Below are 21962 nucleotides of genomic sequence, written 5' to 3' on the forward strand. Positions count from 1 at the left end.
TGTCTGCAAGCCGCGTATTCACTGGGGTTGGGTGCCTTGACGTAGCAGGCTTTGCCAGTTATGGTGCCCTTCGTGCGCTAAGCATATTGACAATTTCTTTTACCTGTAGACCTGATTATCATGGACAAATTTGACGCTAATCGCCGCAAATTGCTGGCGTTAGGTGGCGTTGCGCTGGGCGCAGCAGCCATCCTTCCGACGCCAGCATTTGCCACCCTCTCGACACCTCGTCCGCGTATTTTAACGCTCAACAATCTGCATACTGGTGAGACGCTTAAAGCGGAATTTTTCGATGGCAGAGGCTATATTCAGGATGAATTAGCAAGACTCAACCATTTTTTCCGTGATTTCCGCGCGAATAAAATCAAAGCCATCGACCCTGGATTATTCGATCAGCTTTACCGCTTGCAGGGACTGCTGGGGACCAAAAGGCCGGTGCAACTCATTTCTGGCTATCGCTCTCTGGATACCAACAATGAACTGCGCGCCCACAGCCGTGGGGTAGCGAAAAAAAGCTATCACACTAAAGGGCAGGCGATGGATTTCCATATTGAAGGCGTTTCGTTAGCCAATATTCGCAAAGCGGCGTTATCTATGCGCGCAGGTGGTGTAGGATACTACCCACGTAGCAACTTTGTGCATATTGATACCGGGCCGGTTCGGCACTGGTAATAACGAAACACAGGAGCAGTATGAACTATCGTATTATTCCGGTTACCGCGTTCTCACAGAACTGTTCATTGATCTGGTGTGAACAAACTAAACTGGCCGCGCTTGTCGATCCCGGTGGAGACGCAGGGACAATCAAGCAAGAAGTCGCTGCCAGCGGTGTAACGCTGATGCAGATTTTACTCACCCATGGCCATCTCGACCATGTGGGTGCAGCGGCAGAACTGGCTGAACACTACGGTGTGCCGATTATCGGCCCGGAAAAAGAAGATGAGTTCTGGCTTCAGGGGCTACCTGCCCAAAGCCGCATGTTTGGTCTGGATGACTGTCAGCCACTGACACCGGACCGCTGGCTGAACGAAGGCGATCGCGTTAACGTAGGGAATGTAACTTTACAGGTGTTGCATTGCCCAGGGCATACGCCCGGCCATATCGTCTTCTTTGATGACGTGTCGCGCCTGCTGATTTCCGGTGACGTGATTTTCAAAGGGGGCGTAGGACGCAGCGATTTCCCACGCGGCGATCACGGTCAACTGATTCAGTCGATTAAGCAGAAGTTATTGCCGTTAGGTGATGATGTGACGTTTATCCCTGGACACGGACCAATGTCGACGCTGGGCGATGAGCGGTTGCATAACCCGTTCCTTCAGGATGAAATGCCTGTCTGGTAAACCCGGTAAAATAAAAAAGCCTGCGCGATGCAGGCTTTTTTTATGGGTGCAGGTTACAGCACCGCGACAATGGCTTCGCACAGCGGCGCCATGTTGTCAGGCGTCATACCTGCAACGTTCACGCGGCCAGAGGCAACGGCATACACGCCAAACTCTTCACGCAGGCGCAGCACCTGCTCTTTGGTCAGGCCGCTGAAGGAGAACATGCCGTTCTGCTTGATGATGAAGCTGAAGTCACGGTCAGCGCCTTTCTCAGCCAGCGTGTTCACAAACAGCAGACGCATGCGCTGAATGCGCTGACGCATATCGTTCAGCTCTTGTTCCCAGATTGCGCGCAGCGCATCGTTGCTCAGGATCGTCGCGACCACAGACGCACCGTGTGCCGGTGGGTTAGAGTAGTTAGCGCGGATCACGGACTTCATCTGGCTGAATGCGCGATCGACGGTTGCTTCGTCAGCAGCCACCAGCGTACAGGCGCCGACACGCTCGTTATACAGACCAAAGTTCTTGGAATAGGAGCTTGCGACAATCAGCTCCTGATGCACGGCGGCGAATGCGCGCAGACCTTCTGCATCTTCTTCCAGACCACGGGCAAAGCCCTGGTAAGCGAAGTCGAACAGCGGCAGCCAGCCTTTATCAACGGACAGCTTAGCCAGCTGTTCCCACTGCTCAAGCGTAGGATCGATACCGGTTGGGTTATGGCAGCAGCCGTGGAACAGCACCACATCGCCCGCCTGGGCTTCGCTCAGGCTGGCCAGCAGACCGTCGAAATCCAGCGCGTGGTTTGCCGCGTCGTAGTAGGCGTATTCACGCACTTCCAGACCCGCAGAATTAAAAACGCTCTTGTGGTTCGGCCAGCTTGGATTGCTTACCCACACACGCTTCACAGAGGTGTTTTTCGCCAGGAAATCTGCCGCCACGCGCAGTGCGCCGGTACCGCCTGGGGTCTGCGCCGTGCGGGCGCGTTTTTCGCTCACAATGGTGCTGCCTTTGCCGAACAGCAGCTCCTGGGTGCAGCGACCAAATTCAGGGATACCATCAATACCGAGGTAGTTTTTGGTGGTTTCGTTTTCCAGCAGATACTGCTCAGCTTTTTTGACGCTGGTCAGTACCGGAGTTTTGCCGGTTTCATCTTTATATACACCAATACCCAGGTTGATTTTGCCAGGGCGGTCGTCGGCACGAAACAGATCGGCCAGGCCCAGAATTGGGTCGGCAGGAGCGGCAGTAATGTTCTCAAACATGACGAAGTTCCATTGTGATTACAGAAGTGAAATCCGCTATCAGGTTAACGGTAGATTTACAAAATGCCAACCGTTTGCGACGAAAAGCGTGCGGCTTTTCAAAAGTCGCTATTATTTTCTCTCAGGAATAAAAAAACAGGGCCGAAGCCCTGTTCATTAAGCATATAACAACGAGGTGTGCTGATTAGAACTGGTAAACCAGACCCAGAGCCACGATATCGTCATTGTTGATGCCCAGCTTGTTATCGTCTTTCAGCTGGTTGATCTGATAGTCAACATAGGTAGACATGTTTTTGTTGAAGTAGTATGTCGCACCAACGTCGATGTAGTTGATGTAGTCTTCGTCACCGATACCTTCTACGTCTTTCGCTTTAGATTTGTAGTAAGCGATGGATGGACGCAGACCGAAGTCGAACTGGTACTGAGCGACGACAGAGAAGTCCTGAGACTTGTTAGCGAAACCACGGCTGCCCAGACGCGCTGCGTTACGCATTTCGCCATAAATAGCTGCCAGGTAGATGTTGTTCGCGTCATATTTCAGGCCGGTTGCCCACTGTTCAGCTTTGTCACCTTTACCCCATTCCAGCGTCTGTTGGTTGTTGGTACGGTCAGCTGCACCATAAGCACCCACAATGCCGAAACCGTCGAAATCATAGCTCAGAGAGGTTGCCCAGCCGTCACCGTTGGAACGTACTGCGTCATCACGTTCATTTTTGCCCAGGTACTGAACACCAAAGTTCAGACCGTCAACCAGGCCGAAGAAGTTGCTGTTACGGTAAGTCGCCAGACCACCCGTACGGCCTGCGAAGAAGTTATCGCTCGCGCCGGTGTCGCCGCCGAACTCAGGCAGCATATCGGTGATGCCGATTGCGTCATAGACCAGACCGTAGTTACGACCGTAGTCGAAGGAGCCTGCGTCACCAAATTTCAGACCTGCGAATGCCAGACGGGTTTTGTTGCCGTTCTGTGCATCGCCACCTTCAGAGTTGTTACCCTGGAAGTTGTATTCCCACTGACCGTAGCCAGTCAGCTGATCGTTGATCTGAGTTTCACCTTTGAAGCCCAGACGCGCGTAAGTGTTGTCGCCATCGTTGCCCGCGTAATCAGAGAAGTAATGCAGGCCAACTGCTTTCCCGTAAAGATCTAATTTGTTGCCGTCTTTGTTATAGATTTCAGCAGCGTTTGCTGCACCGGCTACCAGCAGGGCAGGGACTACCACTGCCAGGATATTGCGCTTCATCATTATTTATTACCCTCATTGGTTTTTTTATGACACTCGCCACTGCCGCCAATAAATTCTGTCAATAAATATTTCCGGAACTATTGATGAGAGTTAGGTGTCTTTATGTGTCTGACAGGCATCTTTCCATTCATAGAACCGTTTCGCTACACTGAAAGTGCTACAATCTTCAAGATTCAGTTACCAAAAGAAAATATGTGTAACTAAATATGTATTTTTGGGAACTTTGTGAAGCACCTCAAATTTCAGTGCCGCCTGGCGAATTAAACATCCGCTTTATTCTTATATATATGATTTCCTTATGTTTAATTTAGCTAAAGGCCTTTCGTATAAACAGAAGTTAAACGGCTCATTTTTTCTTATGATCGACAAAAGCCATCCAGATGGCTGTGAAATTGGTTGTTTTTTATGCTAATGCGTAAGAATTGTTTTAAGCGCAATAAGAATGGGGTTATTTTTTTGTCTCAGGATATTTCGTGGAAACAAAACGTAACAGGTAGAGGTAATAGCGGGGTTGTGGTTTAAAGACGCTTACTTCTGACTGACGAAAACTGACATTGCAGGATAAAATAATGGCCAGCATTTGCTGGCCATTAATGATTTGGTCGGTTAGAAACTTGCGTTACGCGGTGTGCGTGGGAACGGAATCACATCACGTACGTTCTGAACACCTGTTACGTAAGCAATCAGACGTTCGAAGCCCAGGCCAAAGCCGGAGTGTGGAACGGTGCCGTAGCGACGGAGATCGCGATACCAGCTGTAGTCCGCCGGGTTAAGGCCCATCTCCTGCATACGCGCGTCCAGCACATCCAGGCGCTCTTCACGCTGGGAGCCACCGATGATCTCACCAATGCCCGGCGCCAGGACATCCATCGCGGCAACGGTTTTACCGTCTTCGTTAAGGCGCATATAGAACGCCTTAATGTCTTTCGGATAGTTTTTCACCACAACCGGTGCTTTAAAGTGCTTCTCTGCCAGATAACGTTCGTGCTCGGAGGAGAGATCCACGCCCCAGTAAACCGGGTTTTCGAATTTCTCACCGCATTTTTCCAGGATAGCGACCGCGTCGGTGTAATCCACCTGCGCGAAGTCTGCGGAGACGAAGCGCTCAAGACGGGCGATGGCGTCGTTATCGACACGCTCAGCGAAGAATTTCATGTCGTCTGCGCGCTCTTCGAGAACGGCTTTAAACACGTATTTCAGCATCGCTTCTGCCAGGGCTGCCGCGTCATTCAGATCGGCAAAGGCCACTTCCGGCTCCAGCATCCAGAATTCCGCCAGGTGACGGCTGGTGTTGGAGTTTTCCGCACGGAAGGTTGGGCCGAAGGTATAGATCTTAGACAGCGCACAGGCGTAGGTTTCACCGTTGAGCTGGCCGGAAACCGTCAGGAAGGCTTCTTTACCAAAGAAGTCTTTGTCGTAATCGACTTTACCTTCCGGCGTACGCGGCAGGTTTTCCATATCCAGCGTTGAAACGCGGAACATTTCACCTGCGCCTTCGGTATCGGAAGCCGTGATCAGCGGAGTAGAAACCCAGAAGTAACCCTGCTCGTCAAAGAAACGATGCAGCGCCTGCGCCAGCGTATGACGCACGCGGGCAACCGCACCAATCAGGTTGGTGCGCGGACGCAGGTGCGCGACTTCACGCAGATATTCGATGCTGTGACGCTTTGCAGCCATCGGGTAGGTGTCAGGATCTTCAACCCAGCCGGTCACTTCCACCGAGGTCGCCTGAATTTCGTAGCTCTGACCCTGGCCCGGAGAGGCCACCACAACACCGGTGACGATCACGGAACAGCCGGTTGTCAGGTGCAGAACGTCATCATTGTAATTGGGCAGAGAATTATTAATGACGGCCTGTACAGGATCAAAGCAGGAACCGTCATAGACGGCGAGGAAGGAGATGCCAGCTTTAGAATCTCGGCGAGTACGCACCCATCCGCGCACGGTGACCTCCTGGTCAACGGCGACACGGCCCTGGAGTACGTCGGCTACAGGCACAACGCTCATAATATTCTCTCTGTTAATAGTCGGAAAAAATAAACACTTGTCCGCCCTTATAGGGGGGATATCTATGTTACCTGCCATCCGCTATCAGACAAGTAAATTTCACCGTCTTATGAGAAGAAATAAGAAATTAATAAGAGAAGGGGAGCCATGAAGGCTCCCCCGAAGCCGTTAACTGGCTTTTTTAACCTGAGGCAGATCGAAGGCTTTACGTAATGCGCGGACAAACGCTTTGTCATGGCAGATGGTTTTGCCCGGACTGTCGGAGAGCTTCGCGACCGGCTTACCGTTACATTCCACCAGTTTTATGACGATGTTCAGCGGTTTCACCTGAGGAATATCACAGGTTAACCGCGTACCAATCCCGAAACTCAGGTTCACCCGCGATGAGAAATGGCGATAAAGGTCGACGGCTTTCGCCAGGTCAAGGTTATCGGAGAAGACCAGCACCTTACTCATGGGGTCGATGCCCAGTTTTTCGTAATGGGCGATGGCTTTCTCACCCCATTCAACCGGGTCCCCGGAATCATGGCGCAAACCCTGGTAGCGTTCGGCAAACTCAGGGCCAAAGTCGCGCAGGAACGCGTCCATGGTAATGCAGTCGGTAAGGGCAATACCCAGCCGATCCGGGTATTCCTTTAGCCACGCGGCGAGGGCGGCGCGCTGGCTGTTGGCAAGGTCAGGGCTGATCTGCTGGTGCGCCTGGAACCATTCGTGCGCCTGGGTGCCCATAGGCGTTAAATCAAGGCGACGTGCCAGATCGTAGTTACTGGTGCCAACGAACCACGGCTCCTGTTGCAGACGTCTGACAATGGCTTCCTGAACCTCGCGAGAGAAGCGGCGGCGCGTGCCAAAGTCCATCAGACGGAATCGGGACATATCCAGCCCTTCGGTCAGTCTGGAAAACTCAACGAGTTTATTCTCCAGAGCGGCAACCGCCTGCGTCACACCGGTTTCAGGGGAGCGATAGCGGTGGGCCAGCTCGCTGATCACGGCCAGAAGCGGCACTTCCCACATGATCACCTCACGCCACGGGCCGGTCAGACGAATGTCCAGCTTGCCGTTATCATTGGTGACGGTGACCTGTTCCGGGTTATAGCGGAACTCACGCAGCCAGTTCAGATAATCCGCTTTAAAGAAAGGCAGGCCTGAAAGCCACTGATATTCGTCATCGGTGAGCGCCAGATGCTGCATGGCCTCGACCTGTTCACGAATGGAATCTGCGTAGATACCCAGCAAGTCGTCACCCCGGCAGCGAAATTCCGCCGCAACATGGACATCATGATAGTGGTGAAACACGGCTTGCTGCATATGCAGCTTGTACGCGTCGGTATCCAGCAACGTATGCAGAACCGGAGAAGCGAATTGAGTCATAGGTGCGCTGTAGCATCCTCTCACGGGAGCGTTTAGTACAATAAACAACTCCGGAGTATACCCTGTTTAGTGATTTATTGAACCCCGATCACAACATAAGCACACTTTATGGTCGAGAGCATTTCGTGCCCCGTGTTATAAAAATGTAGCGATACGACTGCTAACAACTTGAATTTCAGGTTTTCTACTGCGCTATTACCATGCTTTGGGGCAGTGATGGGGCAAAGCGTGAAAGCGTCTGGTTGAGCAGAGAAACCTGATCGGCGCTCTTCTCTGACATCCACTTTCCATACACCTTGTAAACCATCTGTGCATCGGTATGCCCCATCTGAGTTGCTATAAAGTTTGGGTTAGCACCAGCTGATAATGACCAGCACGCATAGGTATGTCGTGACTGATACGCGTTGCGGTAACGAATACCGGCTCGCTTGATTATCGGGGCCCAAATTTTATTAATCGAATTAACCGCGTAGTGATATCCTGTGCGAGGTCCACGTTTGACGCATTGAGGGCTGAACACGAAAGTGCAGGGTTGAATGACAGATTGTCCGTACTCCCGCAGCTTCACTTCAACCTCAAACTGCCGGCCAAGGCGTGTCAACTGGGCCTGATTCCTCAGGGCATCAATAGCTGGTTGTATGAGATAAATCACCCTGTCAGTGCCCGCCTCGGTTTTTGGCAGGGTGAACTCATACGTTTGGGTCAGGTTACGCTTAACCGTAATGGTGCCCGCAGTGAGATCGATATCTTCCCATGCAAGACCACATAATTCCCCATGCCTCATTCCGGTATAGACGGCAACAGTCCAGAGGTTTCGCATCTGCTGGTGTCCGCATGCCTGAATGAACCTGATGAACTCGTCTGTCGTGAGTGGATCAGGTTCGTCTTTTGCCTTCCTGAGACGGTTAATTCCGCTAAACGGGTTTTCCTTTGCGTAGCCGTTATCAGCTGCAAACTGGAAGATCTCGGCCATCAGCATCATGTAATTATTCACCGTGGACGATTTCCGGCCTTTTACCTGTGTCCGGTGATCCTTCTTCATTACATGGAAACCCGTCAGCAACTCCTTTCTGACATACAGCAAATCTTCAGTGGTCACCGCAGAAACCATTTTATTTTCGCCGATGCGCGGAAGCATATTTTTTATGATGGACTCGTACCTACTCATGGTATTAGAGCTGATCTCCATTCTCTTCAGTTCCGACCATCTTTCGGTAAGCTCCAGCACAGTAACTTCCTTTCTATCCTGACCGAACCGGGCAAGGTTCGGTGAGTTTGGGAATTTTTCTGCATAGTTAAAATTCCCCATTCTTATCGCAAAACAAACCGAAGAACGCAGCTCACCAGCTATCTTGCGATTTTTTGCAGTGTCAGGGACACCGAGGTTTTCCCTGACACGTTTACCTTTATATAGAAACCAGATGCGGAGCGAACCGCCATGGTTTTCGACGCCTGTCGGGTATGATGCATTAGCCATTGATCCCTCCTGACGTCCAGGAGCGTGGACGAGTGTACTGCTTTTCATGCTGTCTTCGCACCTGGTTGATTTTTTTTCTGCGCCTCGATCCACTGATCAACGGCTTTCCTGTTGTACATGCATTCGCTCGAAGGCTTGGGATTGCCATCTGGTGAAATGTGCAGGTACTCGCGGCCGAGCATCCAGGATTCTTTTCTGGCGCGGGTGATGGTTCCGGGCTTGAGCCCGGTAACCGCAATCAGAACCTTTTCGCTAACCCAGTCATTCGGTACCAGAAGAACAACGTTGCTCATAATCACCTCACACTACATCCAGGCCACGGCAGTGGCACCACACTTCAAACATCCGCTTAACCACTTCCCGGCAATAAAGCCCCTGAATATCCCGTGTCAGGTCGTAACGATTTCCGTATCGCATACGTACCCATATTTCAAACGCTGTATTCATCGTGCCGCCTCCCTGATTGCAGTTCTGTAAGCGCGTAATGCATCACGGCTTTTACCTGAAATAACCGTTTTCAGGATGAAAGTTCCGTGCCGTGAACTCACTACGGTTGGCACCAGAAACAGAGTGTTTTCAACTACCCTGTTATGCTTCCGGTACTCGAATACGGTGCTGGAGATAACGATATTTGCTACAGCGCCATAGTCCTGGTATTGGATTTTCATTCAGCGTACCCCGGCAGGCTTTGTTGCTTTGAGTTCGTCACGTTCTTTGACGTAGCGCTCGTGCATCGCGTCCCATTTTTCACACCATTTTTCCATTTCTCGCTTGCGCGCCAGAATACGGCGCAGACGGCGAACACAACGCTGGTGGGCGGCCAAATACTCAGCCTTTGTTTCACCGTCTCGCCAAACCTCCATATCAGCCCGATCAATACGCTCCCGCGGGTGACGCTGCGGAAACCCTGAACGCTCAAAAGCCTCGGTGGTCATGAAGAAAGCCAGATAGCGAATCGCCGTATCTCGCGTGAAGCATTTTTTAGTGCGGCCGTGACGTACTGCCACGAACAGTGGGCCAACTGGCGTATCGTGTTTCTGTAATGCCAGGTCAATCATGCTTACGGTGCGTTTATCGTTCATTTCCGGTCCTTAACTTTGCTGTATCGTTCGTGACTCATTACTTCCCAGTTCTTTCCGCCATCGCGGGAGAGTAGCCGCCAGCGATGGTTAACTTTGAGGCTCAAATTCCCGGAGCCGTGCATTCGGCAGGGGTGAATGCGCCTTGCCCTGAACTGGCTTAAAACGTGTACCGCTTTGAGGTGAACCCACTCAGGAATTCGTATCGCTGTAAGTGCCATCAGATCCCCCCATTTCATGACCCTCCGTTTTCAGAGCCTCCACTTTTTGTTTTTTGACGAACTCAACCAGCTCAGAAATGTGCTCGTCGATTAACTCCTTCCCGCTATCCGTAAGGAATTCACCGCTGCCATTAACATCAACAGCGCTGCTGTAAATTCCCTTGATAGCTTTTACGCCTTCGACATTCCCGTACTCACTGATCGCAAGCCTTTCGAATTTTCTCAATAATCCATCGAGAAGAATCTCTGTTAACTCGACCGTGTTAATGCCGCCTTTATTGAGTTTAATAACAAGGCAGTTACTGCCTGTTTTACGCTGGTGGCGTAATAACGCTGCTTTTAAAATTCGGCGGCGATATGTCTCGATTAATTTATCCATTGCGGCGAGCCTCCTCCTCTAAGCTCATAACAATTTCCTCTTCTTTTTCGGTCCAATCATGAATTTCGCCAGCAATGTCATAAACAAGAGAGCAAATAGTTTTAAGTTGGAAATGGTCCAGTTTGTCGTGGTATTCAAATAAAGTTTGCGATAGACCAGCCAGTTGCTCGGCTTTGATATTAACCCCCTGAATGTCTTGGCGTTGCTGTATAGTCATGATTATCTCCCATAAGCTTTTTTTAAAAATAAAATTGCTATATCCCAATAACCTGCGCTGCACATCATCGTTGCTGTCTTAAAGGCGTCTTTATTTCTCATAATGCCCACCCAAAAAAAGTGTGTGAGATTCCACAGCAATTAAGCTGAAATAAATGGTTAAAATTAGTTTTTTTATTACTTCGATTTTATGGCTTGTTCTTCTATGAACCAAGCGCATACATCGCCAGTTAACTTGCTAAGTAGCGAAGCTATAGCTTCAATTTCTGTGCAGTCCATTTTGTTAGGGTACACTTCCATCATGCGGCAAATTATTTCTGCTTGATGGGCCTTTTCTTTTGCTTGTTCTAAAGAAAATTCATGCGCCATGAGTGCCATCCTTTACGCCAGAAAGATAAGTTGCGGTTTGTGAGATTTTATTAGTAGCAATTGCCAGGTCTGCCAAGTCATAAATAATGGCTGATAGATTGCGAATTTTTTCATTATCTTTCTCTTCTTCCAGAGACATACTGAAAATCGATTCGCTTAAATGACGAATTGCTTCGATAGTCGAAATGGTTTTTGAATCACAATCATCTGCAACATCAGCATAGTTAATATCCGGATCTTGATTGGTAAATCTGAAATCAGGGATATCAATAAGCTGAATAATATTTCTAGTGGTCATAGGGTGATACCTCTTGTTTAAACCGCCAATCACTTAGGTTGTAATTAGAATGGCCTGGATGAAACGAGGTGTCAACTACTTAAGTAATTTTTTATTAATCGCTATGGTAGTTTGTTGTGTTGTAAGGATAAAAAAAAGGCCGCTAAAGCGGCCCGAGCAGTGGGGTGGGAGAGGGTTATCCGAAGCGTTTAAATTCTGCTGATTGTTTGATTAGTACTTTGCCAAGGACGTAGAACTGACCTTCATCGCTCTCCTCAATCTCCCAAGAGTTATATAGCTTGTTATCAGAAAGGACCATCAAACTTGTTTTAAGCATTTGTAATCGCTTGATATGAATAGTCTTCCCAAAAATAAAGACATAGATCCCATCGCCTTCGAAATGATTGACCGAAGTATCGACGAAAACAAAATCACCAGGGTCAATGGTTCCCTCCATGCTGTCGCCATTTACAGTAATGACCTTGATAGCATGGGCTGGTCGGTTACCAAACATAAGCCTTGCCTGCTCTTCGGTGTACTCTATAGCCCTTATTGTCTCTATAAACTCAGAGGACACGAAGGTTCCGGGACCTGCGCTGGCTTGAACATCCAGAACGTCCACACGATAGGTGTCTCTTGCTGGCTCGTGTGAAATAGACTCCTCGGCCTCAGTAAGCCCTACCACGTATTTGGGGCCTTCACCTGAGGAAAGCCACTCAGGTCTAACCCCAAGGACCTGGGATAACTGGACAGTCTTTCGTGATCCGCTCGCCGCGCCTGAAGTAAGCTTCCAGATGCTGGATTGAGACATCCCCACCGCTTTTGCAAGGGATGCTTGTGTAAAGCCAGCTTCTTTCATTGCTTCGACTAACCGGGCTGAGTATGTGTTGTTGTTCATTCTAATTACTCCATAAGTTGTTAAAAACTTAGCTTAAACGACCTTTTAAGTCAAAAAGTAATTAGACACCTTGCTTACAACTAGTATAATCGCTAAAGTAATATTTAATTACTAAGGGGGTTTTATGATTTCAGAGCCAATCGACATTGCCATCCGGCGGGCAGGTAGCCAGGGGGCGCTGGCTAAGCTTTGCGGCGTCTCTCAGGCAACAGTATGGAAATGGCGCCATGGAAAAAAAGTTAAAGCAGAGCACGTTCTAAGAATTGTAGCCGCTGCTGAAGGACAAGTTGCCGCATATCAAATCAGACCTGACTTACCGGAGCTATTCCCAAAGCCAGAAAAAGAGCAGTGATATGGCACTTGATTATCAACCGGTTGATATGCCAGTGGCTTTTAGCCAGGCCGATGCCGAATGGATCAAGCAGCAGTTACTGAGCCTAACGGCAGCAGCACGACAAAAAGCCATTCAGCGTTATGCAGCTGTGTATCAGGAATCGTTCGAAGCCGAGCCCGCTTCATACCGCAAGGAGAACCGGGCAAGGCATGAAGCAAATATGCGGCTTCGCCTGTTTGTGAGAAATCACGGCAGGGCTTTACAGGGGTATACCGCCGAACCTCCCCTGGCCGGAACGCCAACGCGTTCCTGATTGTTGCGGGTTTAAAGGTACCCGGACAAGAACAGGCTTAAAGGTGCCTGTTCAGGTTGGCAACCAACTGACCCAACTCCTCATTCGTACTAGGCAGGTAGTACGTTTTTATGGGGGAGAGGGAAAGGGGGGGTAAGGGGGGGATTGGGTGCAGGGGCAGGAATAGGGTCTTTTCCAACAGGAGAGATCCATTGGTTAAGTAGATCACTGTCTTAAAGGCGAAATTAAAAAAACGCCTGTATCAGCAAGGTAGTACAAAGCGCTCAGGCGCTGAGAAAAAAGGGTTCTTTCTGGAAGAGTGATTTTTCAGGGGAACTGATTCAGAAGGGAGGCTGGCAGCCTTTGGGGAGGCCACCAGCCATGTGAGGGGGAATCCATGAAAACCACATCACAAAATTATTATCTCATTACCGCGGGGTCCGCACAATGCAGCTGACGATCACACCTAATTTTGCACAGGAACGAGCCCTTAACCAGCTGCGCCGTAACTGGAAGGATACAGAAACCTTCATGGTGTACTCGCCGACGGGCAGTGGTAAAACAGGACTTGCCGCCTTCATCGTTGCCGGGTTCGTCAGTCGTGGCATGCGGGTAATGTTTTGCGCGCCTTACCAGATCCTCATTACCCAAACCGCAAAGCGTTTTGTGGAGTACGGGTTGCCGGGTGATGAAATCGGCTATGTCTGGGCGGATCACCCAAACTACGATCCTTCCCTCAAAATACAAATTGCCAGCGCTGATACGCTTATTCGTCGCGTGTTCCCTGACAATATCGATCTGCTGATTATCGACGAAGCGCACCTGCGAAAAAAACGCATTCTGAAGGATATCGAACGCCTGCGCGAAAAAGGCGTGAAAGTGATTGGCCTTTCGGGGACACCATTTTCCCCGTTCCTGGGCAAATACTATGACCGACTGATTAAGCCAACCACCATCGGCGAGCTGATCCAGCGCGGCGACCTTAGTAAATACGAATTTTACGCGCCAACTAAGCCGGATCTGAAGGGCGTTAAAACCTCTCCGTCTCTCCAGTACGGCACCGACTACAACGAGACTCAACTGGCGGAGATCATGTGTGGTTCCACGCTGGTTGGCGATATCGTCCAGAACTGGCTTGAGAATGGCCGGGATCTGCCGACAATCGCTTTCTGCGTCAATGTGGCCCATGCCAATTATCTGACCATCCAGTTCAACCAGGCTGGTGTTAATGCCGAGGTGATGACCGCAGACACTCCGGCCGAAGAGCGACAGACCATCATCCATCGCTTTGAGACTGGGGCCACAAAAATCATAGTCAGCGTGGGCGTGCTGGTGGCCGGGTTCGACAGCGATGTTCGCTGCATCATCTACGCCAGGCCAACTAAGAGCGAAATTTGCTGGTTACAGGCGATCGGGCGAGGCCTGCGCACGGCGCCAGGCAAGGATTCCTGCCTTATCTTCGATCACAGCGGCACTGTGCACCGCCTCGGTTATCCGGACTCTATCGAATATGACGATCTCCCGGGCAAATCTGACGGGATGGAAGAGGGCGCGCGCCGGGCCGCTGAGGAAAGAGCGGAGAAGCTGCCGCACGAATGTTCGCAATGCCACTTCATGAAACCTGCTGGTGTTTATGTATGCCCGAACTGTGGTCACAAACCTCTGGCCGGTGAGGACATTGATACCGACACCGGGCGAAAACTCAAAAAGCTGGGTGGCGAGCAGCGACAGCCAACCAAGGCAGAGAAACAGGCCTGGTGGAGCCAGATCAAATTTTATCAGCGCCAGCGCGTATCGATGGGGAAAAAGCCTGTCAGCGATGCCTGGTGTGCTCACACCTTCCGTGAACGCTTTGGGGAGTGGCCGAACGGCCTGAGTGATTACCCCATGGATATCACACCGACAGTTTCAAACTTCATTACGCACAAGCTGATCGCCTTCGCTAGGCAACGTGAAAAAGAGCAGCGCCTGCAAAAGCAGGCAGAAGAGCAGCCGAACCCGGCAAGAGTTCAGCAGGCGCTTAAACACGTCAGCGACATCAGACAGCAGTTAGGAAAAAGAGCATGAAAACGGTAGAAGCAGCAAAAGGCCATTGGGCCATGATTTTTGAGCATTACGGACTGCCGCCGATCACCGGGAAAAACCACTTTAGGGGGAAATGCCCGCTCTGCGATTCGATTGGTAAATTCCGTATCGATGACCGTGACGGAGCTGGAACATGGATCTGCACCTGCGGTAGCGGTGATGGTATCAAGCTGGTGACCCAAACCCAGGGAAAACCATTTAATGAGGTTTGCCGCGAAATTGATGAGCTGATTGGTAATACGTTCCGCCGCGAAAGTATCCCTAAAACCAGCAACGCTGGCAGCCTGCGTAAAAGAGTGCTGAGCAAATTTGCAAAACTGGCGCCGCTGCGAGGATCTTCTGGAGCTGATTATCTTAATGCGCGCGGCATTTACCAGCTTCCTCAAGAGGCTATCAGGTTTAACGAAAAGGAACGCTACGGAGGGAAGGTTTTTCAGTCGCTGTATTCTCTCGCCACTGATGACAAAGGAGAACTTTGCTATCTGCACAGAACTTTGCTGGACGGTAATCGGAAAGCTCAGCTGAAGGATTCAGTTGGTGCAAAACGCCAGAAATCTCTTCAGGAAGAGAGCTATCTGGATCACGCTCGTTCAGTTGCAATCCGGATGTTCCCGGTCGCCAGCACGCTTGGCATTGCGGAAGGTATCGAAACCGCTTTGTCATGCAAGCAACTCTACAAAGTAAACACATGGGCAACCATGACCAGCGGATTCATGAAGAAATTCCGTGTGCCAGCTGGCGTAAAGAACTTCATCATTTTTGCAGACCGTGACATCAACAGTGCTACCGGTTTAGCGGCTGCTATGGAATGTGCTCATGCCAATTTGATGGCAAAAAACGACCTCGATAAGGTCAGTATCTACTGGCCGGATAACGGGGACTTTAACGACATGCTCATGAACGGCGATCAGGTTCGTGAAATGGTTTTCTATAAAAAACAGCAGGTGGCCGCATGAAACTGGAAGCAGCACTCAAACATTTTAGTCCTCAGGGAATGCATATCAGCGACGATGTAAAGGGAACCTCTCCGGATCGTCTCACGGGCACTGATGTTATGGCGGCGATTGGTACCACCAGCAGCCGTGCACGCTTCGGCCTGGCTGCTTTCTTCGGCAAGTCCGGCATCAGCAAAACAGATGAACAGCTCGCAGTTCAGGCGCTGGCGCAGGTTGCTATCAAAAACGCTCCTAAAAATGTCCGCAAAGCCGCTGGCGACAAGCTCGGAGCATGCATGTTGACGCTGGCGCAGTTTGCCTTTGCTGATTACTCCCGTTCGGCGGCTACCAGCGTGACATGTCACAGTTGCAGCGGTACCGGTTTTATCTCCGGGAATGAGGATGTGGTTAAACATCCTGGTATCTTCGACGATGACGGTGCCGAAGTGGTGGCCCCGAAGATTAAAAATGAGCTGGTGAAAAGGGTTTGCGAAACCTGCGGAGGGAAAAAGGTAATCCTTGCGCGGTGCAGATGCGGCGGTAAAGGTGAAGTGCTGGATCGCAAAGCGACCAAAGAACGTGGCGCACCGGTTTTCAAAACGTGTGAACGTTGCTCTGGTAATGGCTTCTCTGCTATCTCCTCGGCGACGGTACACCGTGCCATTCTGAAGCGTCTCCCGGACCTCCATCAGTCCTCATGGTCACGCAACTGGAAACCCTTTTATGAAATGCTGGTGGACACCCTGCGCCAGTGGGAGCGTCACGCGGCAGTAGAATTTGAGAAGGCAACAACTTATTAATAGGATCGGAGCAAATGGCGACACTTTTTTGCACGTTAGTGTTGACTTTGCATAAAAATGTCCTGTATGCTTTCCATCGTGGGATATTACGCCTACACGACACCAAACCCGCCTCAGTGCGGGTTTTTTTATGTCCGAAATTCTTCGCGCCACGCTCGGCGCAATTCAACCACAGAGCCTTTCAGGGGTGAGCCATAGGGAACGGTCGGTGTGACTGTCTCTGTGGGCTGATCATTCCTGAGCGCTGGCTCACCCGCTAAAAGGAAAGTCACTATGTTCGGTATCTTCAAAAAGAAAGCACGTAAAGCTGTTGTCGAAGTTAAGAAAATGGAAAACCGCGACGCGGTTGAAGCTACGGTGTGGGGTGCTTACTCCATTGCGTATGCCGACGGCACATGCGATGCGAAAGAAATCGCCACTCTGGAAAAAACCATTTCAGCATTGCCTGCTTTCGCACCGTTCGCTGGTGAGATCGCACAGATGAGTAGCAATATCCGTGCTCGCTATGAAGCTTCGCCGCGCTCTGCTAATGCTCAGGCGCTGCGCGAACTGGCTGACGTTGCCGGTACAAACGATGCTGTTGATGTTCTTTGCCTGTGCCTTGATGTCGCTGACAACGACGGCATCGGGGAAGAAGAAGAGAAGCAGCTCAAGAAAATTGCGCAGGCGCTGCAACTCCCACTGGACCAGTACCTGTGATCGGGAAATTGCGCTGGGTAGCCGCCGGGGTATTGATGTTCCTGGTGGTTGCCATCGACTTTACCAGCAAAATGATGTCCATCCTTGCTGATGGCGTGCTGGTAGCCGGGGTAATTGCTTTACTCTGGCCCCTGTTTAAATCCAGTAAATAACACTTTGCAAAAGGTCATTTCTGATGGCCTTTGACAGAGTGAATTTTTTCTTCGGTGCTATAGTAAACTGGCATTCGATAATGCTCTCGATACTGATAACACTTGGTGGGGATACACCAACTTCGCAGAGACAACTGCATGACCCATGACCAGCAACCCAATGCTGGTCTTTTTTTTCCGCCATTAGCTCAACTGGAAAGAGCACGGAGCTTCTATCTCCGTGGTTCGGGGTTCGAATCCTCGATGGCGTACAATTAAGCACAACAACATTAGTTTACTGAAGGCTACCATCCAGCGGCCTTTTATATGCTCTTGACTATGCAAGCATAAAATAGTGAAAAATGCTTGCATATGTCAGACGATAAGAAAGATCCAAAGGGTAAAGCTAAGGGCGGGATTGCTAGGGCGAAGTCTCTTACTAAAGAGCAGCGTTCTGACATTGCCAAAAAAGCAGCGGCAGCAAGATGGAAAGACAAGCCGTTGAAAGCAACCCACAAGGGAAGCTTTATGGAAGAGTTTGGCATTGATACTGAGTGTTATGTTTTAGACAATGAATCTAAAACGGCTGTGGTAACTAAAACCGGGCTGGCAAAACTCATTGGTCTAGGGGAGCGAGTAAAAGATATCGACCGAGTTCTTAACGCTCAATATATGCAAGATTACGTAGACGCAGTTTTGCTTGAGAAAATGGAAAATCCTTATATTTTTCAATGGGAGAACGATGGCGCAGTACTCGGTTCTTTTACTGGCGGACATGGATATGATATTTCAGTAGTAATTGATATTTGCAAAGCCCTTACGGCAGCTAAAGATAGTGGCGATCTTCCAGCATCTAGACTAAATGCAGCTATGCAAGCTCAAGACTTAGTTAACTCGGCGGCAAAGGTTGGTATTACTAACGTTGCTTACGCTGTAGCTGGATTCAAACCTGAAGTACAGCAAGTAATTGATCTCTTCAAAGCATTTGTTAGGGAAGAAGCTAGGCAGTATGAGAAAGAGTTTCCCAACGAACTTTATGAGGCTTGGTACAAAATTTATCAATTAAACAAGCCAGGACGAGGGCGTCCATTCTTATTCAAAAAATTGACTATTGAGCAAATTTACAAGCCCTTGGCCAAAAGCGAAGGTAAGATTCTTGACCTTGCTAAAAGTAGCAAAGATGAATTCGGAAAACCCGGAGACAAGATCCACCAGTTCCTATCTGAGGTTGGCGTCAAGGCGCTCAAGCAGCAGATTGGTAAGGTTTTAGCGGTAACGGCTCTATTTGATGAGAAAGACGCTTACGAATCTGCATTGGAAAAAGTAAACAAGTGATCATCAACGCGGCCACCGCGCCGGGTTTTTATTGTCTAAAGTATTTCCCAAGACTGCCGATAATCTTCGTTCTGAAATTGAAAAAAATAAATATCTGCATTCGTTGCCCGCTCCCGTGCGGGCTTTTTTTATTCCCCTCATTACTGAGAGGATACACAGCTATATGAGGGGAGACCTATGTCCGATCCATTTTCCGGCACAGGGCTGGCCGGTTTAGCTTTGACTGGAGCAAGTGTTTACGGTCTATTGACCGGAACTGATTACGGTGTTGTTTTTGGAGCATTTGCAGGCGCAGTATTCTACATAGCGACAGCAGCTGACCTGAGTGTGTTACGTCGCCTGGCCTACTTCTTCGTGTCGTATATCGTCGGCATTCTTTGTTCGGGGTTATTGGGGTCAAAACTCACATCCTGGACGGGGTACACCGAGAAGCCTCTGGATGCTATTGGTGCCGTAATAGCTTCTGCATTAGCCGTTCAAATCCTTACGTTCCTGAACAAGCAGGACATCGGCTCGCTGGTGGCGCTGATAACGCGCCGGGGAGGTTCAGGTGGTACTAAATGACCCAACAGCAACTATCAACGCGCTGCTCTGCGCCGGAGTTGTAATTACTCTGATGTTTTACCGCCGTGGTGATTCGCGGCATCGGCCATGGATTTCGCGTTTAGCCTGGCTGATTACCGTCACTTACAGCGCTGTACCGCTGGCGTACCTGTGTGGGATCTACCCGCATTCATCATGGGCCACCATTGCGGCCAATATCATATTCCTTTCCGTGCTGGTGGCCGTCAAAGGTAACGTTGCACGTCTGGTTGATCATCTGAGGCACTAATGAACCAATCACAATTTCAGAAGGCGGCTGGTATCAGCGCCGGATTAGCTGCGCGCTGGTTTCCGCATATCGACGCCGCCATGAAGGAATACGGCATCACCGCACCGCTTGACCAGGCCATGTTTATTGCCCAGATGGGGCATGAAAGCTCCAGATTTACCCGTGTGGTGGAAAATCTTAATTATGCGGCAGAAAACTTAGTGCCGACGTTCGGCAGCCGCCGCATCACTCCACAGCAGGCCGCCGCACTAGGCAGAACGGCAGAGCACTCGGCTAATCAGAAAGCGATCGCTAATCTGGTTTACGGCGGTGAGTGGGGAAAAGAACACCTGGGCAATCAGGCTGCCGATGATGGATGGAAATACCGCGGTCGCGGGCTGAAACAGGTTACCGGCCTGAGTAACTATCGCAGTTGTGGTCACGCGTTGAAACTGGACCTTGTTACCCATCCGGAGCTGCTTGAACAGGATGAATACGCCGCGCGCTCTGCTGCATGGTTCTATGCCTCCCGCGGTTGCCTTCTTCATTCCGGCGACGTGGAACGCGTGACGCTTCTTATCAATGGGGGCAGAAACGGGTTGGATAAACGCCGCGCACTATTTAACCTGGCGAAATCCGTTCTGGTGTGATGTGAATGTGGGGATCGAAACGATAATTGGGCTGGTCGCATTGGTTATTTCCGCTATCGCCGGCGCTTTTGGCCTGGGCCATATTCGCGGCACCAGCAAAGCTGAAGTGAAAGCCGACCAGCAGCGCACCGAAGATAACGCAGCGGCAACGGTCGCAGCAGCCGAACGCCGGGTAGAAGCAACGAAAGAGGCCAGCAATGTACAGCAGACTGTTAACCATATGTCTGACGACGATGTTGATCGCGAGCTGCGGGACAACTGGACCCGTAAGGGTTGAGGTAGCCGATACGTCTTGCGACTGGGTTAAACCCATCTACTGCACAGCGCACGACTGGGATGTACTGGACAGGCAGACGAAGCGCGACATCCTGGCGCATAACAAAGCGTGGCAGGCGAACTGCAAGTAGGCCTTAATTGAAAGATAACTAAATAAATTTTCCAAATGGTCGTTATATAGAGAGTGTGTTTAATTAAGGGGGCAAACAATGCCTTTTCTCATGGTGTTCTTTGTTGTCATTATGGTGTTACTCCTCTGGAAGGCAGGAATACCCCAGGCTATCATTATGTTAATCATACCCATCATGTTTAGTACTTTGGGAGGTATGGTTGCCGCCGTGGGAGTAAGCGCGTTCGCTACACCTATTGTTGGAATGCCTGTTGGAATCGTTGTATTTTTAATGTTGATGGGTAAGTTTTTATCCAGAAGGTAACCTAAATCCAATACTGAGGACAGGCATGTCACATGAATAGCTATGGCTTTCTTATGCGCATTCTTCATCTATTACAAAGCTCATCTGCTGGTTGCTAATGATGATAAAATGCAGAGTCCCATGGATTTTGGGGTAGGAAAAGCCTGGATATGATGCTAGAAATCATAACATTAAAAAGACCGTGAGATGCAGTATGAAAATCTTAGGATTGGATGAGTACAGAACCCTTCGTGAGGGAGGGACAATGAAGTATTTTGAACTGGAACGCATGCCTAACAGCACTTGGGCTGCCATTTTCGAAAGTTTGTTTGCCGAAAAGGATGAAAAGGCATGGGTAGAGGGTTACTGCATTGTAACGAACTGCTCAAACAGTGAAGTATCCACCCGGTTCATATACTTGAAAGAAAAGTGCGAAGAAGCGAACTCTATATACAGGGTTAAGCATTCTGCACTATAACTAATTAAAGAAAGTTAAACTCCTGGTGATTTGTTTGCTGCCATTTTCACTTCTTTCAGAATTGAATTCAGGTGAATGAATTAAAAAAGACTTTTGGGCTATTAAAGGTAACGTAAATCACAGGCAAAAGATTCGTCAATGTGATTGAGTGTTCATGGGACTAACAATCTTCTCTTGTAAGGAATTATGTGTAGAAGGAGATTTTATGGCACAGCTATTGATTTTTGCTGATGATGAGCCTGCTAAGTTGCTGAAAATTCGAAGTTATCGGAGCAAGATTCTTTATCTGTATGCTAATGATGAGGTGAGGTGTTTGGATGTGGTGATTTTTTTTTCAACTTTTCTGAAAGGCGAAAGTGGAGCCATATTGGTGGCAGCCGACAGATACGTGAGCAGGAAAGAAATTATCGAGGCTTATGATGCTCTGATTGGTTGAAAGCAGCGAGACTGGCGCGTAGCAGTAGGATGGGGCATGCTTGGTTCTATACGTCAGTAGAGTGATACAGGAGTTCATATCGGCCAGACGAAGCGTGATGCTACTTTAATCCAGCGGGTGAGCGCTTAATATTGTTTGTCCCAACGGTTCGAACCCATTTCTGATT

Annotated in this window: 29 protein-coding genes and 1 tRNA gene; 16 read left to right on the forward strand and 14 right to left on the reverse strand. The window is 49.7% G+C overall.

All coding sequences use genetic code 11. The annotated features are described in order from the left end of the window. The first annotated feature begins 120 nt into the window (after positions 1 to 120). Positions 121 to 672, forward strand: a complete 552-nt coding sequence (locus SK50_RS10035; protein ID WP_003858202.1) for a YcbK family protein — start codon at positions 121 to 123, stop codon at positions 670 to 672. A 20-nt stretch (positions 673 to 692) separates the two neighbouring features. Then, the gene (locus SK50_RS10040) at positions 693 to 1340 is read left to right on the forward strand and encodes an MBL fold metallo-hydrolase (protein ID WP_017693691.1); all 648 of its coding nucleotides are present in this window, start codon (positions 693 to 695) and stop codon (positions 1338 to 1340) included. A 53-nt stretch (positions 1341 to 1393) separates the two neighbouring features. Here SK50_RS10040 and SK50_RS10045 read toward each other — a convergent pair whose 3' ends face one another. The 14 genes from SK50_RS10045 to SK50_RS10105 all read right to left on the reverse strand — a co-directional run bounded on the left by SK50_RS10045 (position 1394) and on the right by SK50_RS10105 (position 12121). Beyond that, positions 1394 to 2584: an amino acid aminotransferase gene (locus SK50_RS10045; RefSeq protein WP_017693690.1), complete on the reverse strand. Its 1191-nt coding sequence runs from the start codon at positions 2582 to 2584 to the stop codon at positions 1394 to 1396. A gap of 184 nt (positions 2585 to 2768) precedes the next feature. Then, positions 2769 to 3827, reverse strand: a complete 1059-nt coding sequence (ompF, locus tag SK50_RS10050; protein WP_017384819.1) for a porin OmpF — start codon at positions 3825 to 3827, stop codon at positions 2769 to 2771. Between the two features lie 606 nt (positions 3828 to 4433). Continuing rightward, positions 4434 to 5834 (reverse strand): asparagine--tRNA ligase, encoded by a 1401-nt coding sequence (gene asnS, locus SK50_RS10055; protein WP_015570955.1) that lies wholly within the window; start codon positions 5832 to 5834, stop codon positions 4434 to 4436. A 168-nt stretch (positions 5835 to 6002) separates the two neighbouring features. Next, a complete protein-coding gene (gene pncB / locus SK50_RS10060; RefSeq protein ID WP_045344713.1) occupies positions 6003 to 7205 on the reverse strand; it encodes a nicotinate phosphoribosyltransferase in 1203 nt (400 codons plus the stop codon). 184 nt (positions 7206 to 7389) lie between these two features. Next, complete coding sequence (locus SK50_RS10065) at positions 7390 to 8682, reverse strand: tyrosine-type recombinase/integrase (protein ID WP_032665345.1); 1293 nt, start codon at positions 8680 to 8682, stop codon at positions 7390 to 7392. Between the two features lie 44 nt (positions 8683 to 8726). Then, entirely contained in the window at positions 8727 to 8975 is a 249-nt protein-coding gene (locus SK50_RS10070; protein WP_015570952.1) for an excisionase family protein, read from the reverse strand. A 7-nt stretch (positions 8976 to 8982) separates the two neighbouring features. After that, the gene (locus SK50_RS24005) at positions 8983 to 9129 is read right to left on the reverse strand and encodes a hypothetical protein (protein ID WP_086523924.1); all 147 of its coding nucleotides are present in this window, start codon (positions 9127 to 9129) and stop codon (positions 8983 to 8985) included. After that, a complete protein-coding gene (locus SK50_RS24130; RefSeq protein ID WP_032665346.1) occupies positions 9126 to 9350 on the reverse strand; it encodes a hypothetical protein in 225 nt (74 codons plus the stop codon). Before SK50_RS24130 ends, SK50_RS24005 begins: the two co-directional genes overlap by 4 nt. Continuing rightward, complete coding sequence (locus SK50_RS10080; protein ID WP_015570950.1) at positions 9351 to 9764, reverse strand: hypothetical protein; 414 nt, start codon at positions 9762 to 9764, stop codon at positions 9351 to 9353. A 189-nt stretch (positions 9765 to 9953) separates the two neighbouring features. After that, the gene (locus tag SK50_RS10085) at positions 9954 to 10361 is read right to left on the reverse strand and encodes a hypothetical protein (protein ID WP_048229352.1); all 408 of its coding nucleotides are present in this window, start codon (positions 10359 to 10361) and stop codon (positions 9954 to 9956) included. Then, complete coding sequence (locus tag SK50_RS10090; RefSeq protein ID WP_032665858.1) at positions 10354 to 10578, reverse strand: hypothetical protein; 225 nt, start codon at positions 10576 to 10578, stop codon at positions 10354 to 10356. The genes SK50_RS10085 and SK50_RS10090 overlap by 8 nt, the downstream gene beginning before the upstream one ends. A gap of 176 nt (positions 10579 to 10754) precedes the next feature. Further along, entirely contained in the window at positions 10755 to 10946 is a 192-nt protein-coding gene (locus tag SK50_RS10095) for a hypothetical protein (protein ID WP_015570948.1), read from the reverse strand. Next, positions 10936 to 11244, reverse strand: coding sequence for a hypothetical protein (locus SK50_RS10100; protein WP_015570947.1), 309 nt, complete (start codon positions 11242 to 11244; stop codon positions 10936 to 10938). Before SK50_RS10100 ends, SK50_RS10095 begins: the two co-directional genes overlap by 11 nt. A gap of 175 nt (positions 11245 to 11419) precedes the next feature. Then, a complete protein-coding gene (locus SK50_RS10105; RefSeq protein WP_015570946.1) occupies positions 11420 to 12121 on the reverse strand; it encodes an XRE family transcriptional regulator in 702 nt (233 codons plus the stop codon). 124 nt (positions 12122 to 12245) lie between these two features. Here SK50_RS10105 and SK50_RS10110 point away from each other — a divergent pair, with 124 nt between their 5' ends. From SK50_RS10110 to SK50_RS10185, 14 genes are all read left to right on the forward strand, one after another. Next, positions 12246 to 12473 carry a transcriptional regulator gene (locus SK50_RS10110; RefSeq protein WP_015570945.1) on the forward strand — a complete coding sequence of 76 codons (228 nt, stop codon included), beginning with the start codon at positions 12246 to 12248 and terminating at the stop codon, positions 12471 to 12473. Position 12474: 1 nt separating this feature from the next. Continuing rightward, positions 12475 to 12768 carry a hypothetical protein gene (locus SK50_RS10115; protein ID WP_015570944.1) on the forward strand — a complete coding sequence of 98 codons (294 nt, stop codon included), beginning with the start codon at positions 12475 to 12477 and terminating at the stop codon, positions 12766 to 12768. A gap of 426 nt (positions 12769 to 13194) precedes the next feature. Next, positions 13195 to 14814, forward strand: coding sequence for a DEAD/DEAH box helicase (locus SK50_RS10120; protein WP_048229354.1), 1620 nt, complete (start codon positions 13195 to 13197; stop codon positions 14812 to 14814). Further along, entirely contained in the window at positions 14811 to 15788 is a 978-nt protein-coding gene (locus SK50_RS10125) for a toprim domain-containing protein (RefSeq protein ID WP_015570943.1), read from the forward strand. The genes SK50_RS10120 and SK50_RS10125 overlap by 4 nt, the downstream gene beginning before the upstream one ends. Further along, positions 15785 to 16567 (forward strand): antitermination protein Q, encoded by a 783-nt coding sequence (locus tag SK50_RS10130; RefSeq protein WP_015570942.1) that lies wholly within the window; start codon positions 15785 to 15787, stop codon positions 16565 to 16567. The genes SK50_RS10125 and SK50_RS10130 overlap by 4 nt, the downstream gene beginning before the upstream one ends. 273 nt (positions 16568 to 16840) lie before the next feature. Beyond that, a complete protein-coding gene (locus tag SK50_RS10135) occupies positions 16841 to 17266 on the forward strand; it encodes a tellurite resistance TerB family protein (protein ID WP_015570939.1) in 426 nt (141 codons plus the stop codon). Continuing rightward, positions 17263 to 17418, forward strand: a complete 156-nt coding sequence (locus tag SK50_RS23840; protein WP_017384388.1) for a DUF3927 family protein — start codon at positions 17263 to 17265, stop codon at positions 17416 to 17418. The genes SK50_RS10135 and SK50_RS23840 overlap by 4 nt, the downstream gene beginning before the upstream one ends. A gap of 177 nt (positions 17419 to 17595) precedes the next feature. Beyond that, positions 17596 to 17669: transfer RNA gene (locus SK50_RS10145), tRNA-Arg, on the forward strand. 100 nt (positions 17670 to 17769) lie between these two features. Next, positions 17770 to 18732, forward strand: coding sequence for a P63C domain-containing protein (locus tag SK50_RS10150; protein ID WP_048229356.1), 963 nt, complete (start codon positions 17770 to 17772; stop codon positions 18730 to 18732). Between the two features lie 177 nt (positions 18733 to 18909). Continuing rightward, positions 18910 to 19296, forward strand: coding sequence for a phage holin family protein (locus tag SK50_RS10155; protein WP_015570936.1), 387 nt, complete (start codon positions 18910 to 18912; stop codon positions 19294 to 19296). After that, positions 19283 to 19564 carry a phage holin family protein gene (locus tag SK50_RS10160; protein WP_022651286.1) on the forward strand — a complete coding sequence of 94 codons (282 nt, stop codon included), beginning with the start codon at positions 19283 to 19285 and terminating at the stop codon, positions 19562 to 19564. The genes SK50_RS10155 and SK50_RS10160 overlap by 14 nt, the downstream gene beginning before the upstream one ends. Beyond that, a complete protein-coding gene (locus SK50_RS10165; RefSeq protein ID WP_048229358.1) occupies positions 19564 to 20193 on the forward strand; it encodes a glycoside hydrolase family 19 protein in 630 nt (209 codons plus the stop codon). The genes SK50_RS10160 and SK50_RS10165 overlap by 1 nt, the downstream gene beginning before the upstream one ends. Positions 20194 to 20200: 7 nt before the next feature. Continuing rightward, on the forward strand, positions 20201 to 20470 hold the full coding sequence (locus SK50_RS10170; RefSeq protein ID WP_032637826.1) for a hypothetical protein: 270 nt from the start codon (positions 20201 to 20203) through the stop codon (positions 20468 to 20470). A 1095-nt stretch (positions 20471 to 21565) separates the two neighbouring features. Then, positions 21566 to 21796, forward strand: coding sequence for a hypothetical protein (locus tag SK50_RS10185; RefSeq protein ID WP_003859853.1), 231 nt, complete (start codon positions 21566 to 21568; stop codon positions 21794 to 21796). Positions 21797 to 21962: the final 166 nt, after the last annotated feature.

It is taken from the genome of Enterobacter sp. BWH64, from assembly GCF_001037645.1.
Lineage (GTDB): Bacteria > Pseudomonadota > Gammaproteobacteria > Enterobacterales > Enterobacteriaceae > Enterobacter > Enterobacter hormaechei_C.

Coding starts and splice junctions, on each gene's coding strand:
- SK50_RS24005 (WP_086523924.1), bottom strand. CDS start 9,129: ATGAATACAGCGTTTGAAATATGGGTACGTATGCGATACGGAAATCGT.
- SK50_RS10150 (WP_048229356.1), top strand. CDS start 17,770: ATGTCAGACGATAAGAAAGATCCAAAGGGTAAAGCTAAGGGCGGGATT.
- SK50_RS24130 (WP_032665346.1), bottom strand. CDS start 9,350: ATGAAAATCCAATACCAGGACTATGGCGCTGTAGCAAATATCGTTATC.
- SK50_RS10165 (WP_048229358.1), top strand. CDS start 19,564: ATGAACCAATCACAATTTCAGAAGGCGGCTGGTATCAGCGCCGGATTA.
- SK50_RS10115 (WP_015570944.1), top strand. CDS start 12,475: ATGGCACTTGATTATCAACCGGTTGATATGCCAGTGGCTTTTAGCCAG.
- SK50_RS10080 (WP_015570950.1), bottom strand. CDS start 9,764: ATGAACGATAAACGCACCGTAAGCATGATTGACCTGGCATTACAGAAA.
- SK50_RS10125 (WP_015570943.1), top strand. CDS start 14,811: ATGAAAACGGTAGAAGCAGCAAAAGGCCATTGGGCCATGATTTTTGAG.
- pncB (WP_045344713.1), bottom strand. CDS start 7,205: ATGACTCAATTCGCTTCTCCGGTTCTGCATACGTTGCTGGATACCGAC.
- SK50_RS10110 (WP_015570945.1), top strand. CDS start 12,246: ATGATTTCAGAGCCAATCGACATTGCCATCCGGCGGGCAGGTAGCCAG.
- SK50_RS10120 (WP_048229354.1), top strand. CDS start 13,195: ATGCAGCTGACGATCACACCTAATTTTGCACAGGAACGAGCCCTTAAC.
- SK50_RS10130 (WP_015570942.1), top strand. CDS start 15,785: ATGAAACTGGAAGCAGCACTCAAACATTTTAGTCCTCAGGGAATGCAT.
- SK50_RS10085 (WP_048229352.1), bottom strand. CDS start 10,361: ATGGATAAATTAATCGAGACATATCGCCGCCGAATTTTAAAAGCAGCG.
- ompF (WP_017384819.1), bottom strand. CDS start 3,827: ATGATGAAGCGCAATATCCTGGCAGTGGTAGTCCCTGCCCTGCTGGTA.
- SK50_RS10105 (WP_015570946.1), bottom strand. CDS start 12,121: ATGAACAACAACACATACTCAGCCCGGTTAGTCGAAGCAATGAAAGAA.
- SK50_RS10035 (WP_003858202.1), top strand. CDS start 121: ATGGACAAATTTGACGCTAATCGCCGCAAATTGCTGGCGTTAGGTGGC.
- SK50_RS10070 (WP_015570952.1), bottom strand. CDS start 8,975: ATGAGCAACGTTGTTCTTCTGGTACCGAATGACTGGGTTAGCGAAAAG.
- SK50_RS10040 (WP_017693691.1), top strand. CDS start 693: ATGAACTATCGTATTATTCCGGTTACCGCGTTCTCACAGAACTGTTCA.
- SK50_RS10185 (WP_003859853.1), top strand. CDS start 21,566: ATGGCACAGCTATTGATTTTTGCTGATGATGAGCCTGCTAAGTTGCTG.
- SK50_RS10135 (WP_015570939.1), top strand. CDS start 16,841: ATGTTCGGTATCTTCAAAAAGAAAGCACGTAAAGCTGTTGTCGAAGTT.
- SK50_RS10090 (WP_032665858.1), bottom strand. CDS start 10,578: ATGACTATACAGCAACGCCAAGACATTCAGGGGGTTAATATCAAAGCC.
- SK50_RS10155 (WP_015570936.1), top strand. CDS start 18,910: ATGTCCGATCCATTTTCCGGCACAGGGCTGGCCGGTTTAGCTTTGACT.
- SK50_RS10065 (WP_032665345.1), bottom strand. CDS start 8,682: ATGGCTAATGCATCATACCCGACAGGCGTCGAAAACCATGGCGGTTCG.
- SK50_RS10095 (WP_015570948.1), bottom strand. CDS start 10,946: ATGGCGCATGAATTTTCTTTAGAACAAGCAAAAGAAAAGGCCCATCAA.
- asnS (WP_015570955.1), bottom strand. CDS start 5,834: ATGAGCGTTGTGCCTGTAGCCGACGTACTCCAGGGCCGTGTCGCCGTT.
- SK50_RS10100 (WP_015570947.1), bottom strand. CDS start 11,244: ATGACCACTAGAAATATTATTCAGCTTATTGATATCCCTGATTTCAGA.
- SK50_RS10045 (WP_017693690.1), bottom strand. CDS start 2,584: ATGTTTGAGAACATTACTGCCGCTCCTGCCGACCCAATTCTGGGCCTG.